Below are 15,028 nucleotides of genomic sequence, written 5' to 3' on the forward strand. Positions count from 1 at the left end.
CTGTAAAACGAATAATATGGGTGAAACCTACCTATAAAGCGGGTACATTCCATGCGCCTGACCTTGCGCCAGCTGCAGGTCTTCGTCGCCATCGCCGACCATGGCACCACCACTGCCGCCGGCCAGGCCGTCGCGCTCTCGCAGTCGGCCAGCAGCGCCGCCCTGCAGGAGCTGGAGGCGCACTTCGGCACCCCGCTGTTCGACCGCATCGGCCGCCGCCTGGCGCTGAACGGGCACGGCCGCGCGCTGCTGGAGCCGGCGCGCACCTTGCTGGTCAACGCCGCCGATCTGGAGCGGCAGCTGGCCGCCGGCGGCGACCCGTCGCAGGGCGCACCGCTACGGCTGGTGCTGGCCGCCAGTACCACCATCGGCAACTACCTGCTGCCGCCACGCATCGCCGAACTGCTGCGGCAGGCGCCGCAGGCCGAGGTCGATCTGCGCATCGACAACAGTGCCGGCGTGGTCGCCGCGGTACAGCGCCTGGACGTCGACGCCGGCCTGATCGAAGGCCCGTGCCATGAGCGTGGCCTGCAGGTGACCGCCTGGCAGCAGGACCCACTGGTGATCGTGGCTGCCGCTGATGCCCGCGCACGCTGGTCGCTGGATGAGCTGCGCCGCGCACGCTGGCTGCTGCGTGAGCCTGGCTCCGGCACCCGCGAAGCCGTGGAACAGGCCCTGCTGCCGCACCTGCGTGGCTTCGCGCAGACCCTGCAGCTGGGCAATACCGAAGCGATCAAGCAGGCCGCCATCGCCGGCCTCGGCCTGGCCTGCCTGTCGCGCCACGCGCTGGAAGAGCCGCTGGCCCTGGGCCGCCTGCGCGTGCTCGAGACTCCGCTGCCGGCCCTGCAGCGCACCCTGTGGCTGGTGCGCCACCCCGGCAAGCAATGGCTGCCGGGGTTGCAGGCGTTGGTGGGGGAGGTGGGGTAGCCATCAGATTTCCAGTCGACTCCATCCATCGACCCTTCTTGTAGCGCTCATCCACGCATGGCGTGGATCTACCGTGTCGACCAAGGTCGACACCCACCAGAGCAGAATGTAGTTCCGACAGATTGCAGGAATCTGTCGAAGGCGGGATGGGTCCGGTGGCGGGGGTGTCCGCGGCATGGATGCCGCGGCCAAGCCCCCAGGGACGGGTTTACGGCGTCCCCCGCGACCGGACCCATCCCGCCATCCCACAGGAAACCAGCTTTTGACGTTGCCGTTGAGGTTGCCGGCCAGCGGCCGGCACTACCGCGGGTGCCGGGTGCAACCCGGTCGACGCCCCCAACCCGTACAATATCCGGATGCCTCTGATTACTCTGCAGAACGTCGACTTCAGCGTCGGCGGCCCGTTGTTGCTGGAAAAGGCCGAACTGTCGATCGAGCCGGGCGAACGCATCGCCCTGATCGGCCGCAACGGCGCCGGCAAATCCACCCTGCTCAAGCTGCTGTCCGGCGACCACAAGCCCGATGACGGCGAAGTCCGCGTGCAGCAGGGCGTGCGCGTCACCCGCCTGGAGCAGGAAGTGCCACACGGCGCCGCCGGCTCGGTGTTCGACGTCGTTGCCGATGGTCTCGGTGAACTGGGCCAGTGGCTGGCCGAGTTCCACCATCTCAGCCATGCCGAGGTCTTCGATGGCGAAGCGCTCGGCAACGTGCAGGCCAAGATCGACGCCGCCAACGGCTGGGGCCTGGACCAGCGCGTCAGCGAAACGCTGACCAAGCTCGACCTCGACGGCGATGCCGAATTCGGCCGCCTGTCCGGCGGCATGAAGCGCCGCGTGCTGCTGGCCCGTGCACTGGTCTCCAGCCCGGACGTGCTGCTGCTGGACGAACCGACCAACCACCTGGACATCGAAGCCATCGACTGGCTCGAAGCGTTCCTGAAGGGCTGGAGCGGCAGCGTGGTGTTCGTCACCCATGACCGCCGCTTCCTGCGTGCGCTGGCCACCCGCATCGTCGAGATCGACCGCGGCCAGGTCACCAGCTGGCCGGGCGACTGGGCCAACTACGAGCGCCGCCGCGAGGAACGCCTCAATGCGCAGGCGCAGGAAAATGCCCGCTTCGACAAGCTGCTGGCGCAGGAAGAAGTCTGGATCCGCCAAGGCATCAAGGCCCGTCGTACCCGCGACGAGGGCCGCGTGCGCCGCCTCAAGGCGATGCGCACCGAACGCTCGCAGCGCCGCGACCTCAGCGGTAACGTCAAGATGGAAGCCGCGCAGGGCGTCAGCTCCGGCAAGAAGGTCATCGACGTCAAGGACATTTCGTTCGCCTTCGGCGAGCGCACCATGGTCCGCGATTTCACCACCACCATCCTGCGTGGCGACCGCATCGGCCTGATCGGCCCCAACGGCAGCGGCAAGACCACGCTGCTGAAGCTGCTGCTGGGTGAACTGCAGCCGGCCAAGGGTGAGGTCAATGCGGGCACCAACCTGCAGATCGCCTATTTCGACCAGTACCGCGCGGTGCTGCGCGAAGACTGGAGCGCGATCGAGAACGTGGCCGAAGGCCGCGATTTCCTCGAGTTCAACGGCAAGCGCAAGCACGTGCATGCCTACCTGCAGGACTTCATGTTCACCCCCGAGCGCGCGCGTGCGCCGATCACCCGCCTGTCCGGTGGCGAGCGCAACCGCCTGCTGCTGGCCAAGCTGTTCGCGCAGCCGTCCAACCTGCTGGTGATGGACGAACCGACCAACGACCTCGACGTGGAAACCCTGGAGCTGCTGGAAGAGCTGCTGGGCGAGTACACCGGTACGCTGCTGCTGGTCAGCCACGACCGTGACTTCATCGACAACGTGGTGACCTCCACGCTGGTGATGGAAGGCGACGGCGTGATCGGCGAGTACGTCGGTGGCTACAGCGACTGGCAGCGCTATGCGGCCAGCGTGGCTGCGCCTGCCGCGGCCCCGGCTGCCAAGCCGGCGACTGCTGCACCGGCCGCTGCTGCGGCCGCGACTCCCGCAGCCCCCAAGCGCAAGCTGGCGTACAAGGAAGCGCGCGAGCTGGAGCAGCTGCCAAAGACCATCGAGAAGCTGGAAGGCGATGTCGAAGGGCTGACCTCGGCGATGAACGACCCATCGTTCTACACCCGCAGCAGTGCTGAAGTGACGGCGCACACCCAGCAGCTGGCCAAGGTGCAGGCCGAACTGGATGCCGCTTACGCGCGCTGGGAAGAGCTGGAAGGCTGAGCGTTGACCGGCGCCAGCGATCGCGCCGATTGATGTAGAGCGGAGCCCACGCTCGGCTCAGCAGATCCACGCCATGCATGGATATCCGGAATCTGTGCGGACCAACGGTCCGCACCTACCAACCAACGGTCCGCACCTACCAACCGACGGTCCGCACCGACCGGGGGCCGGCCGTCATTTGACCCCGTGCAGATCCCGCAGCTGGCTCGGCCGGCTGCCGAAGTACGCCGCCAGATCGGCGATGTCCTGATCACTCAGGTCCTTCGCCTGCGGCGTCATCAGCGCATGCTGGCGGTCACCGGCGCGGTAGGCCTGCAGCGCGTGCGCCAGGTAGTCACCGTACTGCCCACCCAGCTTCGGATAGGTCGGATCGATCGGCGCATTGCCGTCGGCCCCATGGCAGTCGATGCAGCTCTGGTTGGTGGCTTTGCCCTTCACCTTGGCGCGGGCTTCACCGGCGGCCTCGCGACCTGCCGGCAGGCCGGCGGAGGACGATGAACCGTGCTCGCCGCTGGCATGGCCCGGGTCGGCGGCCGATTTTTCGCTGTTTTCCACCTGCGACTGTGAGCAGGCGGCCAGCAGCAGGGCAACGGACAGGGCGATGGCGTGACGCATCGGATGCGCGGCTTTCGACATGGGCGGGCCTTACTTGACGGTGGACAGGTAAACAGAGAGATCGGCGATCTCCTGTTCGCTGAAACTCATCGACTGCGCCTGCATCGTCGGATGCCGGCGCTTGCCCTGGCGGTACTCGGTCAGGGCCTGGGCCAGGTACTGCTGGGTCTGGCCGCCGATCTTCGGCACCCGGTAACTGGGGTAGGCGTTCTTGTAGCCGGTGATCCCGTGGCAGCCCTGGCAGGTGTAGGCCAGGACGCGGCCATTGTCGAAGTTGCCGGTGGGTGCGGCGGGCGCTGGCGCAACGGCGGGAGCCGGGGCCGGGGCGGGTGTGGCAGGAGCAGGAGCGGGCTGTGCGGCGGCCCCAAGGGGCAGGAGGACGGCCAGAGCGAGACAAGCGGCGAGCGGCTGCGGGCGCATGGTGTCGTTTCCGGGGATTCGGGTCTGGTCGTTCCGGCGTGGGGTACGGAACGACCCGAGTATAGCCTCAGGTTTCATCTAGCTGAAATGGGGGCGCGCCGACCAGCGGCGTGAAGGCACCATGACCTTTGGGATATGGTGTTGCCGTGAAGTGGTGCATTACTTTGCTACCACACCTGTCCACGCATCCTTCAGGGACCCGACGATGTCGCACCCAACCTTCCTGTCCGGCCGTCGCAGCGGAATCTGCGCTGCCGCACTGCTGATCTCCACCTCCCTGCTGCTGGGCGGTTGCGCCGCAGGGCCCAATTCCGAAGCCAAGGCTGCCGAGACCAAGGAGGAGAAGAAGGTCGACGCAGTCCCGGTCGAAGTGGCGGTGGCCAGCCATCGTGCCGTCGCGGCCAGCTACACCGGCACGGCCGCGCTGGAACCACGCGCCGAGTCGCAGGTGGTCGCCAAGACCTCCGGCGTGGCGCTGGCGGTGCTGGTCGAGGAAGGGCAGCGGGTCACCGCCGGCCAACCGCTGGTGCGGCTGGACCCGGATCGTGCACGGCTGGCCGTTGCACAGAGCGAAGCGCAGATGCGCAAGCTGGAAAACAATTACCAGCGCGCACAGAAGCTGGTCGGCCAGCAGATGGTCAGCGCCGCCGATGTCGACCAGCTGCGCTACGACCTGGAAAACGTCCGCGCGCAGTACCGGCTGGCCACGCTGGAGCTGTCCTACACCACGGTGGTGGCGCCGATCTCCGGCGTGATCGCATCGCGCTCGATCAAGACCGGCAACTTCGTGCAGATCAACACGCCGATCTTCCGCATCGTCGACAACTCGCGGCTGGAAGCCACCCTCAACGTGCCCGAGCGTGAACTGGCCACCCTGCGCGCCGGCCAGCCGGTGACGCTGGCGGCCGACGCGCTGCCGGGGCAGAGCTTCACCGGCACCGTTGATCGCATCGCGCCGGTGGTGGATTCGGGCAGCGGCACGTTTCGCGTGGTCAGCGCCTTCGACGGCGCCGCACACGCGCTGCAGCCCGGCATGTTCGGTCGCATCCGCATCGACTACGACCAGCGTGCCGATGCGCTGGTCGTACCGCGCCTGGCGTTGCTCGACGACGGTGAGCCGGCGGTGTTCCGCGTGCGCGAAGGCAAGGTCGCACGCGTTCCGGTCAAGCTGGGTTACGCCGAGGGCCCGTGGGTGGAGATCCGTGATGGCCTGGCGGCCGGTGATCAGGTGGTCACCGCCGGCAAGGTCGCCCTGCGCGACGGCACCACGGTGCAGGTGATTGCCGATCCGAAGGCGAAGACGGTCGCTGCGGCCGCCAAGCCCGCAGACAAGGCCGGGAGCAAGCAATGACCGCCCCGGGCCACGACCACGGTGCCTCGCCGGCGAGCGACGGCGCCGCCGCCGGCATGCGCGGCGGCCTGGTGGAGTTTGCCACCCGCCGCCGCGTGACCATCGCCATGTGCACGGTCACGCTGCTGCTGTTCGGCCTGATCGCGCTGGGCAATCTCAAGGTCAACCTGCTGCCCGACCTGAGCTACCCGACGCTGACCGTGCGCACCGAATACACCGGTGCAGCGCCGACTGAAATCGAAACCCTGATCACCCAGCCGGTCGAAGAAGCGGTCGGCGTGGTCAAGAACCTGCGCAAGCTGAAGTCGGTCTCGCGCACCGGCCAGAGCGACGTGGTGCTGGAATTCGCCTGGGGCACCAACATGGACCAGGCCAGCCTGGAGGTGCGCGACAAGATGGAAGCGCTGAACCTGCCGCTGGAGGCCAAGGCCCCGGTGCTGCTGCGCTTCAATCCGTCAACCGAGCCGATCATGCGCCTGGTGCTGTCGAACAAGACGGCGCCGACCAGCGATGCCGATGCGGTGCGCGAGCTGACCGGCCTGCGCCGCTATGCCGATGAAGACCTCAAGAAGAAGCTGGAGCCGGTCACCGGTGTGGCGGCAGTGAAGGTGGGCGGCGGCCTGGAGGACGAGATCCAGGTCGACATCGACCAGCAGAAGCTTGCCCAGCTGAACCTGCCGATCGACACCGTCATCAAGCGCCTGAAGGACGAGAACATCAACATTTCCGGCGGCCGCCTGGAGGAGGGCTCGCAGCGCTTCCTGGTGCGTACCGTCAACCAGTTCGCCGACCTGGAGGAGATCCGCAACCTGCTGGTGACCACCCAGGCCGCCAATGGCAGCGCGGCGGACTCGGCGCTGCAGCAGATGTTCAACATCGCCGCGTCGACCGGTTCGGCGGCCGCCATCGCGGCGGCGTCGGCGGCACAGAGCGCATCGTCCGGCGGTGGCTCCAGCGTGGTTGCCAACGGCGTGCCGGTGCGCCTGAAGGACGTGGCCACCGTGCGCCAGGGCTACAAGGAGCGCGAAGCGATCATCCGCCTGGGCGGCAAGGAGTCGGTCGAGCTGGCCATCTACAAGGAAGGCGACGCCAACACCGTGTCCACCGCTGAAGCGCTGCGCAAGCGCCTGGAGCAGATCAAGGGCACGTTCCCGTCCGATGTCGAGCTGACCACCATCGAGGACCAGTCGCGCTTCATCGAGCACGCCATCGCCGACGTCAAGAAGGATGCCGTGATCGGCGGCCTGCTGGCGATCCTGATCATCTTCCTGTTCCTGCGCGATGGCTGGAGTACGTTCGTGATCAGCCTGTCGTTGCCGGTCTCGATCATCGCCACGTTCTTCTTCATGGGCCAGCTCGGCCTGAGCTTGAACGTGATGTCGCTGGGTGGCCTGGCATTGGCCACCGGCCTGGTGGTGGATGACTCGATCGTGGTGCTGGAGAGCATCGCCAAGGCCCGTGAGCGTGGCCTGGGCATCCTGCAGGCGGCGATCGCCGGCACCCGTGAAGTGAGCATGGCCGTGGTCGCCTCGACCCTGACCACCATCGCGGTGTTCCTGCCGCTGGTGTTCGTCGATGGCATCGCCGGGCAGCTGTTCCGCGACCAGGCGCTGACCGTGGCGATCGCCATCGCGATCTCGCTGCTGGTGTCGATGACCCTGATCCCGATGCTGAGCTCGCTGAAGGGGCGGCCGCCGCTGGCGTTCCCGGAAGAGGCGCCGAACGCAGCATGGCAGCCGCAGAAGCGTTGGCAGAAGCCGGTTGCACTGGGCCGCCGTGGCGTGCTCGCCAGCGTGCGCTGGAGCTTCTATGCGCTGGCCTGGCTCGTGGTGCGCCTGTGGCGCGGCGTGGTGGCGGTGGTCGGCCCGGTGATGCGCAAGGCCAGCGACCTGGCGATGAAGCCCTATGCAGGCGCCGAGCGAGGCTACCTGCGCCTGCTGCCGAGTGCGCTGGCGCATCCCGGCAAGGTGCTGGGCGTGGCAGCCATCATTTTCGTGGCGACCATGGCGCTGGTGCCGATGCTTGGCGCCGACCTGATCCCGCAGCTGGCGCAGGACCGTTTCGAAATGACGGTGAAGCTGCCGGCCGGCACGCCGCTGAAGCAGACCGATGCGCTGGTGCGCGAGCTGCAGCTGGCGCATGGCAAGGGCGAAGGCGTGGCCTCGCTGTATGGCGTCAGTGGCAGCGGCACCCGGCTGGATGCCAGCCCGACCGAAAGTGGCGAGAACATCGGCAAGCTGACCGTGGTGATGGAAGGTGGCGGCAATGCGCACACTGAAGCGGCGATCACCGAGCGCCTGCGCGGCACCATGAGCCAGCACCCGGGTGCCCAGGTCGACTTCGCGCGGCCGGCGTTGTTCAGCTTTTCCACGCCGCTGGAAATCGAACTGCGCGGGCAGGACATGGCGACCCTGGAAGTGGCCGGCCAGCGCCTGGCGGCGATGCTGCGCGGCAACGCCCACTACGCCGACGTGAAGTCGACGGTGGAAGAGGGCTTCCCGGAAATCCAGATCCGCTTCGACCAGGAGCGCGCCGGTGCGCTGGGCCTGACCACCCGCCAGATCGCCGACGTGGTGGTGAAGAAGGTGCGTGGCGACGTCGCCACCCGCTACAGCTTCCGTGACCGCAAGATCGACGTGCTGGTGCGCGCCCAGGAAGGTGACCGCGCCAGCGTGGAGAGCATCCGCCGGCTGATCGTCAATCCGGGCAGCACCCGCCCGGTGACCCTGGACGCGGTGGCCGACGTGGTCGCCACCACCGGCCCCAGCGAGATCCATCGTGCCGACCAGACCCGGGTCGCGGTGGTATCGGCCAACCTGCGCGACATCGACCTGGGCGCCGCCATGCGCGAAGTGCAGCAGATGGTGGCCGAGCAGCCGCTGGGCGCGGGCGTCGGCCTGCACATCGGCGGCCAGGGCGAGGAACTGGCGCAGGCGGCGAAGTCGCTGATCTTCGCCTTCGGCCTGGCGATCTTCCTGGTCTACCTGGTGATGGCCTCGCAGTTCGAATCCCTGCTGCACCCGTTCGTGATCCTGTTCACCATCCCGCTGGCGCTGGTCGGCGCGATCCTGGCGCTGATGCTGACCGGAAAGCCGATCTCGGTGGTGGTGTTCATCGGCCTGATCCTGCTGGTCGGCCTGGTCACCAAGAATGCGATCATCCTGATCGACAAGGTCAACCAGCTGCGCGAGGCCGGCGTGGCCAAGCATGAGGCGCTGGTGGAGGGTGCGCGTTCCCGCCTGCGCCCGATCATCATGACCACGCTGTGCACGCTGTTCGGCTTCCTGCCGCTGGCGGTGGCGATGGGCGAGGGCGCCGAAGTGCGTGCACCGATGGCGATCACCGTGATCGGTGGCCTGCTGGTGTCGACGCTGCTGACGCTGCTGGTGATCCCGGTGGTGTACGACCTGATGGATCGTCGCGGCGACGCCTACTACCGTGAGCGCGGCCGCAAGCACGCCGGTGAAGGCCTGCATGGCGACGAGGGCGGCACAGCGGGTGTGGAGGAACCGGCATGAGTGTTGCCGAGTTCTCCATCCGCCGCCCGGTCACCACCATCATGTGCTTCGTGTCGCTGGTGGTGATCGGCCTGATCGCTTCGTTCCGGCTGCCGCTGGAGGCGTTGCCGGACATCTCCGCGCCGTTCCTGTTCGTGCAGATTCCCTACACCGGCTCGACCCCGGAAGAAGTGGAACGGACCATCATCCGTCCAGTCGAGGAATCGCTGGCGACGATGACCGGCATCAAGCGCATGCGCTCGTCGGCCACCTCCGAGGCGGCGCTGATCTACATCGAGTTCAGCGACTGGGACCGCGACATCGCCATTGCCGCGTCGGACGCGCGCGAGCGTATCGACGCGATCCGCAGCGACCTGCCCGACGACCTGCAGCGCTACAACGTGTTCAAGTGGTCCAGCAGCGACCAGCCCGTGCTGAAGGTGCGGCTGGCCAGCACCACCGACCTGACCACCGCCTATGACATGCTCGACCGTGAGTTCAAGCGGCGCATCGAGCGTATTCCCGGTGTGGCCCGGGTCGACATCACCGGTGCGCCGCCGAACGAGGTGGAGATCGCCATCGATCCGAACCGGCTCAACGCGCATGGGTTGAGCATCAACGAGCTGAGCGAGCGCCTGCGCACGCTGAACTTCTCGATCTCGGCCGGGCAGATCGATGACAACGGCCAACGCGTGCGCGTGCAGCCGGTAGGCGAGATCACCGACCTTCAGGAGATGCGCGACCTGGTGATCAACGCCAAGGGCCTGCGCCTGGGCGACATCGCCGACGTCCGCCTGAAGCCGGCGCGGATGAACTACGGGCGCCGCCTGGACGGCAACCCGGCGGTGGGCCTGGACATCTTCAAGGAACGCAGCGCCAACCTGGTGGACGTTTCGCGTGCGGCGCTGGCCGAAGTCGAGGCGATCCGCGCGCAGCCGTCGATGCGCGACGTGCAGATCAAGGTGATCGACAACCAGGGCAAGGCAGTGACGTCCTCGCTGCTGGAGCTGGCCGAGGCCGGCGCGGTCGGCCTGATCCTGTCGGTCACCGTGCTGTTCTTCTTCCTGCGCCATTGGCCGTCGACGCTGATGGTGACGCTGGCCATTCCGATCTGCTTCACCATCACCCTCGGCTTCATGTACTTCGTCGGGGTGACACTCAACATCCTGACCATGATGGGCCTGCTGCTGGCCGTCGGCATGCTGGTCGACAATGCGGTGGTGGTGGTGGAGAGCATCTACCAGGAGCGCGAGCGCATGCCGGGGCAGCCACGGCTGGCCTCGATCATCGGCACCCGCAACGTGGCCATCGCGCTCAGCGCCGGCACGCTGTGCCACTGCATCGTGTTCGTGCCGAACCTGTTCGGCGAGACCAACAACATCAGCATCTTCATGGCGCAGATCGCGATCACCATCTCGGTCTCGCTGCTGGCCTCGTGGCTGGTGGCGGTCAGCCTGATCCCGATGCTGTCCGCGCGCATGGCCACGCCCAAGCTGGTGCACTCGCAGACCGGCCTGATCGCGCGCCTGCAGCGACGCTATGCGCAGCTGCTGGACTGGTCACTGCATCACCGCGGTTGGAGCCTGCTCGGCATCCTGCTCGTGGTGCTGGTCAGCCTGGTGCCGATGAAGCTGACCAAGGTCGACATGTTCGGTGGTGAGGGTGGCAAGGACATCTTCATCGGCTACATGTGGAAGGGCGCCTACACCTACCGCCAGATGTCCGAGGAAGTGGCGCGGGTGGAGAACTGGATCGACCAGAACCGCGAGCGCCTGCACGTGAAGCAGGTGTATTCCTGGTACAGCGAGCAGGAAGGCAGCTCCACGGTGGTCACCCTGGACGAAAAATACGCCAAGGACATCAAGTCGCTGCAGGAGGAACTGCGCAAGGGCCTGCCGAAGTCGGCACGCACCGATTACTTCGTCGGCAACCAGGGCGGCGATGGCGGTGGCGGCAGCAACCAGGGCGTGCAGGTGCAGCTGGTGGGCGACTCCAGCTCGATGCTGCAGGAGATCGGCCAGGAAGTGGTGCCGTTGCTGGCGCAGCGTGCCGAGCTGCGTGACGTGCGCATCGACAACGGCGAGAAGGGCGGCGAGCTGAAGGTGCGCGTCGACCGCGAGCGTGCCGCAGCGTTCGGCTTCAATGCCGAGCAGGTGGCCAGCTTCGTCGGCCTGGCGCTGCGCGGCGCGCCGATGCGCGAGTTCCGCCGCGGTGACAACGAAGTGCCGGTGTGGGTGCGCTTTGCCGGCGCCGAGCAGAGCAGCCCGGAAGACCTGGCCGGTTTCAGCGTGCGCACCGGCGATGGCCGCAGCGTGCCGCTGCTGAGCCTGGTCACCGTGGACGTTGGTTCGTCGGCCACCCAGATCGGCCGCACCAACCGCCAGACCACGTTGACCATCAAGGCCAACCTGGCCGAGAAGGTCACCGCGCCGGACGGGCGCAAGGCGATCGAAGCCGTGCTCAAGCCGATGAACTTCCCGGCCGGCTATGGCTTCACTTTCGACGGCGGCGACTACGGCAACGACGACGAGGCCATGCAGCAGATGGTGTTCAACCTGCTGATCGCACTGGTGATGATCTACGTGGTGATGGCGGCGGTGTTCGAGTCGCTGCTGTTCCCGGCGGCGATCATGAGCGGCGTGCTGTTCTCGATCTTCGGCGTGTTCTGGCTGTTCTGGATCACCGGCACCTCGTTCGGGATCATGTCCTTCATCGGCATCCTGGTGCTGATGGGCGTGGTGGTGAACAACGGCATCGTGATGATCGAGCACATCAACAACCTGCGGCGCAGCGGCATGGGCCGCACCCAGGCGCTGGTGGAAGGCTCACGCGAACGCCTGCGCCCGATCATGATGACCATGGGCACGGCGATCCTGGCGATGATCCCGATCTCGCTGACCGATACGCAGATGTTCGGCAATGGCCCGGAGTATTCGCCGATGGCGCGTGCAATTGCGGGCGGGCTGGCGTTCTCGACGGTGGTCAGCCTGCTGTTCCTGCCGACGATCTATGCGGTGCTCGATGACCTGCGCAATGCCGTGACGCGGTTGATCCGCCGTGCACGCGGGCTGGAGAGGATGGAGCCGGGCGCTGCCCGGCTGTAATGCGCGCCAACGTGTTGTGGTGTGGGGGAGGCCGGTCGTAGTGGGGCGGTCTCCCCCTTTTTTTCTGCTCGCCGCGTCGCCGCGTCGCCCGAGCATGGGCTCGGGCGCTACAGATTCTGTGGCCGGTTGAGAGGCTTACCCCGCCACCTTGCCCCACACCTTGAAGGTGGTCAGCCACAGGCCGAGCATGCTGCCGATGTTGGTCAGCATGAAGGTCAGCACCACGCGGGTAACGCGATTGCGGTACCAGCCCTTCAGGCTCTGCGCATCGTCGCGCAGCTTCAGGAAGTCTTCGTAGGCCGGCTTGCGCAGGCGCGCTTCCACCAGCGCCGAGAATGCGCCGGTCGGGATGCTCAGGCGGAACGGCTTGAACGGGGCCACCGCGATCGCGGTAAGAATGCTCAGCGGGTGACCGCCTGCCAGCAGGCAGCCCAGGCCCGCCAGGCCGCCGGTATACATTGCCCAGGTCGCCAGCAGCTCGGTGCCCACGCCCAGGCCGCCGCGGTAGAAGCCCACACCGATGCCGGTCGCCACGATCGCCAGGATGCCGAGCGTGAACCACGGGATGTTGCGCTTCTTCGGCACCGCCTCCAGCTCGGCGCGCAGCGGCGCCGGTGCCTCGGTATCGGTTTCCAGGTAGCGCGCCAGCCCGGCCAGGTGACCGGCGCCGACCACCGCCAGCACTTCACGCTGCTGCGGGGTGTGCTCCTCGCGCAGGCGCGTGGCCATGTAACGGTCGCGCTCACCGATGATGGTCTCGTACAGCGCCGGGCTCTCGCTGGCGAACTCACCAAAGCTCGATTCCAGCATGTCGCCCTGCTTGAGCTTTTCGATCTCGTTCTCGCCCACTTCCTCGGACGAGAACAGGCCGGCGCCCAGCCCGGCAACCAGCTTCAGCTTGCCGAAGAACCCAAGCCGCTGCGACGCCCGGCGGAAGGTCAGGCCGACCTCGCGGTCGATCAGGTGCACCGGCAGGTCGCGTTCGCGCGCCAGTTCCACCGCGCGTTTCAGTTCCGCGCCCGGCTCGATGTCGAGTTGTTCGGCCAGGCGGCGCTGGTAGGCGGACAGGGCCAGGTTGGCGGCGAACAGGGCGACGCGGCCCTTGCGGATCACCTCGACCAGGTCGAGCTTGGCCAGCGTGTCCGGGTCGCTCAGCGCCTGCAGGCGCTGCGGGTCCAGCTCGACGGCAACCGCATCGAAGCGGCCGCTGTCGATGGCTTTTTCCACGGCCTCGACGCTGGCGCGGGAGACGTGGGCGGTGCCCAGCAGGGTGTAGCGCACGCCGTCGCGTTCGACGACGCGCACCGGCTGGCCGGCGAACAGGTCGTCACCGGTCTCGGGAAGGGTTTCGGTCATGGGTTCATTCATTGGAAGGTGCGGTGTCGGCGCCATCGCCGAGCGCGCGCTGCATCTGCACGGTGTCCAGCCAGCGGCCATGCTTGCGGCCGAGGCCACGGAACACGCCCACCAGTTCGAAGCCGAAGCGTTCGTGCAGCTTGATTGAAGCAGTGTTGGTCGGCTCGCCGATCACCGCCACCATCTGCCGGTAGCCACGTGCGATGCAGGCGTTGATCAACGCCTGCAGCAGGCCGGTGCCGACGCCCTGGCCCTGGAAGCGGGCATCGACGTAGACCGAGTTCTCAACGGTCCACTGGTAGGCGACGCGGGTGCGGTAGGTGTTGGCGTAGGCATAGCCGGCGACCTGGCCGTCGATCTCGGCGACCAGGTAGGGGAAGCCGCGATCGACGATGTCGCGCATGCGGCGCAGCATCTCGGTCGCGTCCGGAATGTCGTACTCGTAGGTGTTGACGAAGTCAGTCACTTCCACCGCATAGATCGCGGTGATCGCGTCGATGTCGGCCGGGCCGGCATCACGGATGAGGACGGCCATGCGCGGGCTCCGGCTCAGTCGATGTAGCGCTTGAGCAGGTCGCCGTAGGCATCGATGCGGCGATCACGCAGGAACGGCCAGATGCGGCGCACGTGCTCGCTGCGCTGCAGGTCGACGTCGCACAGCAGCACGGTGGCCTCGGTGCCGGCCTCGGCCAGGAACTCGCCCTGCGGGCCGAGCACGTGGCTGTTGCCCCAGAACTGGATGCCCGACGCGCCCAGCGGCGAAGCCTCGTGGCCGACGCGGTTGCAGCTCAGCACCGGCAGGCCGTTGGCCACGGCGTGGCCGCGATGGCTCAGCACCCAGGCGTCGCGCTGGCGGGTCTTCTCGTCCTGCACGTCGTCCGGATCCCAGCCGATCGCAGTCGGATACAGCAACAGCTCGGCGCCGGCCAGCGCCATCAGGCGCGCCGCTTCCGGGTACCACTGGTCCCAGCACACCAGCACGCCCAGGCGGCCCACCGAGGTATCGATCGGCGTGAAGCCGATGTCGCCCGGGGTGAAGTAGAACTTCTCGTAGAAGCCCGGGTCGTCCGGGATATGCATCTTGCGGTACTTGCCGAGCAGCGTACCGTCCTTCTCGAACACCACGGCGGTGTTGTGGTACAGCCCGGCAGCGCGGCGCTCGAACAGCGAGCCGACCAGCACCACGCCATGCTTCTTCGCCAGCGCGCCAAGGCGCTCGGTGCTCGGGCCCGGAATCGGCTCGGCCAGGTCGAACTCGTCCACCGATTCGTGCTGGCAGAAGTACGGGCCGTTATGCAGTTCCTGCAGCAGCACCAGCTTGGCACCCTGCGCAGCCGCCTCGGCCACGCGTGCTTCGATCACCGCCAGGTTGGCGGCGGCATCACCGTGGTTGCGCTCCTGGATCAGGGCGACGGTAAGGGGGCTGCGCGAGTTCATGCGGGGCGTTCCTGCGGGGGAAAACCAGCATGTTAGCGCGGATGGGCGGCGACGGCGTGTCGCGCGCTGAATGGCGCAGCG

At 67.3% G+C, this 15,028-nt stretch carries 9 protein-coding genes and 1 pseudogene; 5 read left to right on the forward strand and 5 right to left on the reverse strand.

What is annotated here, in order from left to right; genetic code table 11:
- Nucleotides 1-51 precede the first annotated feature (51 nt).
- Nucleotides 52-927: a LysR substrate-binding domain-containing protein gene (locus tag QP609_RS08590; RefSeq protein WP_197621111.1), complete on the forward strand. Its 876-nt coding sequence runs from the start codon at nucleotides 52-54 to the stop codon at nucleotides 925-927.
- A 356-nt stretch (nucleotides 928-1,283) separates the two neighbouring features.
- The gene (locus QP609_RS08595; protein ID WP_014646841.1) at nucleotides 1,284-3,167 is read left to right on the forward strand and encodes an ATP-binding cassette domain-containing protein; all 1,884 of its coding nucleotides are present in this window, start codon (nucleotides 1,284-1,286) and stop codon (nucleotides 3,165-3,167) included.
- A 174-nt stretch (nucleotides 3,168-3,341) separates the two neighbouring features.
- Here QP609_RS08595 and QP609_RS08600 read toward each other — a convergent pair whose 3' ends face one another.
- Together QP609_RS08600 and QP609_RS08605 are read right to left on the reverse strand one after the other, a co-directional pair.
- Nucleotides 3,342-3,803 carry a cytochrome c gene (locus tag QP609_RS08600; protein ID WP_005416218.1) on the reverse strand — a complete coding sequence of 154 codons (462 nt, stop codon included), beginning with the start codon at nucleotides 3,801-3,803 and terminating at the stop codon, nucleotides 3,342-3,344.
- Between the two features lie 9 nt (nucleotides 3,804-3,812).
- Nucleotides 3,813-4,202: a c-type cytochrome gene (locus QP609_RS08605; protein ID WP_014646842.1), complete on the reverse strand. Its 390-nt coding sequence runs from the start codon at nucleotides 4,200-4,202 to the stop codon at nucleotides 3,813-3,815.
- A 205-nt stretch (nucleotides 4,203-4,407) separates the two neighbouring features.
- On the opposite strand from QP609_RS08605, the gene QP609_RS08610 reads away from it, so the two are divergent.
- The 3 genes and pseudogenes from QP609_RS08610 to QP609_RS08620 all read left to right on the forward strand — a co-directional run bounded on the left by QP609_RS08610 (nucleotide 4,408) and on the right by QP609_RS08620 (nucleotide 12,154).
- Entirely contained in the window at nucleotides 4,408-5,553 is a 1,146-nt protein-coding gene (locus QP609_RS08610; RefSeq protein ID WP_014036886.1) for a MexH family multidrug efflux RND transporter periplasmic adaptor subunit, read from the forward strand.
- A 62-nt stretch (nucleotides 5,554-5,615) separates the two neighbouring features.
- Nucleotides 5,616-9,071 (forward strand): annotated as a pseudogene (locus tag QP609_RS08615) (efflux RND transporter permease subunit); the annotation flags it as partial.
- Nucleotides 9,068-12,154 carry an efflux RND transporter permease subunit gene (locus tag QP609_RS08620; RefSeq protein ID WP_014646844.1) on the forward strand — a complete coding sequence of 1,029 codons (3,087 nt, stop codon included), beginning with the start codon at nucleotides 9,068-9,070 and terminating at the stop codon, nucleotides 12,152-12,154. The pseudogene QP609_RS08615 and the gene QP609_RS08620, both read left to right, overlap by 4 nt.
- 135 nt (nucleotides 12,155-12,289) lie before the next feature.
- Here QP609_RS08620 and QP609_RS08625 read toward each other — a convergent pair whose 3' ends face one another.
- The 3 genes from QP609_RS08625 to QP609_RS08635 are packed head-to-tail and all read right to left on the reverse strand — an operon-like array spanning nucleotide 12,290 to nucleotide 14,947.
- A complete protein-coding gene (locus tag QP609_RS08625; RefSeq protein ID WP_041863327.1) occupies nucleotides 12,290-13,522 on the reverse strand; it encodes a TraB/GumN family protein in 1,233 nt (410 codons plus the stop codon).
- Nucleotides 13,515-14,045, reverse strand: coding sequence for a GNAT family N-acetyltransferase (locus tag QP609_RS08630; protein WP_069117148.1), 531 nt, complete (start codon nucleotides 14,043-14,045; stop codon nucleotides 13,515-13,517). Before QP609_RS08630 ends, QP609_RS08625 begins: the two co-directional genes overlap by 8 nt.
- A 14-nt stretch (nucleotides 14,046-14,059) precedes the next feature.
- Complete coding sequence (locus QP609_RS08635; RefSeq protein ID WP_008267821.1) at nucleotides 14,060-14,947, reverse strand: carbon-nitrogen hydrolase; 888 nt, start codon at nucleotides 14,945-14,947, stop codon at nucleotides 14,060-14,062.
- Nucleotides 14,948-15,028: the final 81 nt, after the last annotated feature.

Source organism: Stenotrophomonas sp. 8(2023) (assembly GCF_030345295.1).
GTDB classification, from domain to species: domain Bacteria; phylum Pseudomonadota; class Gammaproteobacteria; order Xanthomonadales; family Xanthomonadaceae; genus Stenotrophomonas; species Stenotrophomonas muris.

Bases quoted from the DNA above. Each gene is read 5' to 3' on its own strand.
- QP609_RS08590 (WP_197621111.1), top strand. From the start codon at position 52: ATGCGCCTGACCTTGCGCCAGCTGCAGGTCTTCGTCGCCATCGCCGAC.
- QP609_RS08595 (WP_014646841.1), top strand. From the start codon at position 1,284: ATGCCTCTGATTACTCTGCAGAACGTCGACTTCAGCGTCGGCGGCCCG.
- QP609_RS08600 (WP_005416218.1), bottom strand. From the start codon at position 3,803: ATGTCGAAAGCCGCGCATCCGATGCGTCACGCCATCGCCCTGTCCGTT.
- QP609_RS08605 (WP_014646842.1), bottom strand. From the start codon at position 4,202: ATGCGCCCGCAGCCGCTCGCCGCTTGTCTCGCTCTGGCCGTCCTCCTG.
- QP609_RS08610 (WP_014036886.1), top strand. From the start codon at position 4,408: ATGTCGCACCCAACCTTCCTGTCCGGCCGTCGCAGCGGAATCTGCGCT.
- QP609_RS08620 (WP_014646844.1), top strand. From the start codon at position 9,068: ATGAGTGTTGCCGAGTTCTCCATCCGCCGCCCGGTCACCACCATCATG.
- QP609_RS08625 (WP_041863327.1), bottom strand. From the start codon at position 13,522: ATGAATGAACCCATGACCGAAACCCTTCCCGAGACCGGTGACGACCTG.
- QP609_RS08630 (WP_069117148.1), bottom strand. From the start codon at position 14,045: ATGGCCGTCCTCATCCGTGATGCCGGCCCGGCCGACATCGACGCGATC.
- QP609_RS08635 (WP_008267821.1), bottom strand. From the start codon at position 14,947: ATGAACTCGCGCAGCCCCCTTACCGTCGCCCTGATCCAGGAGCGCAAC.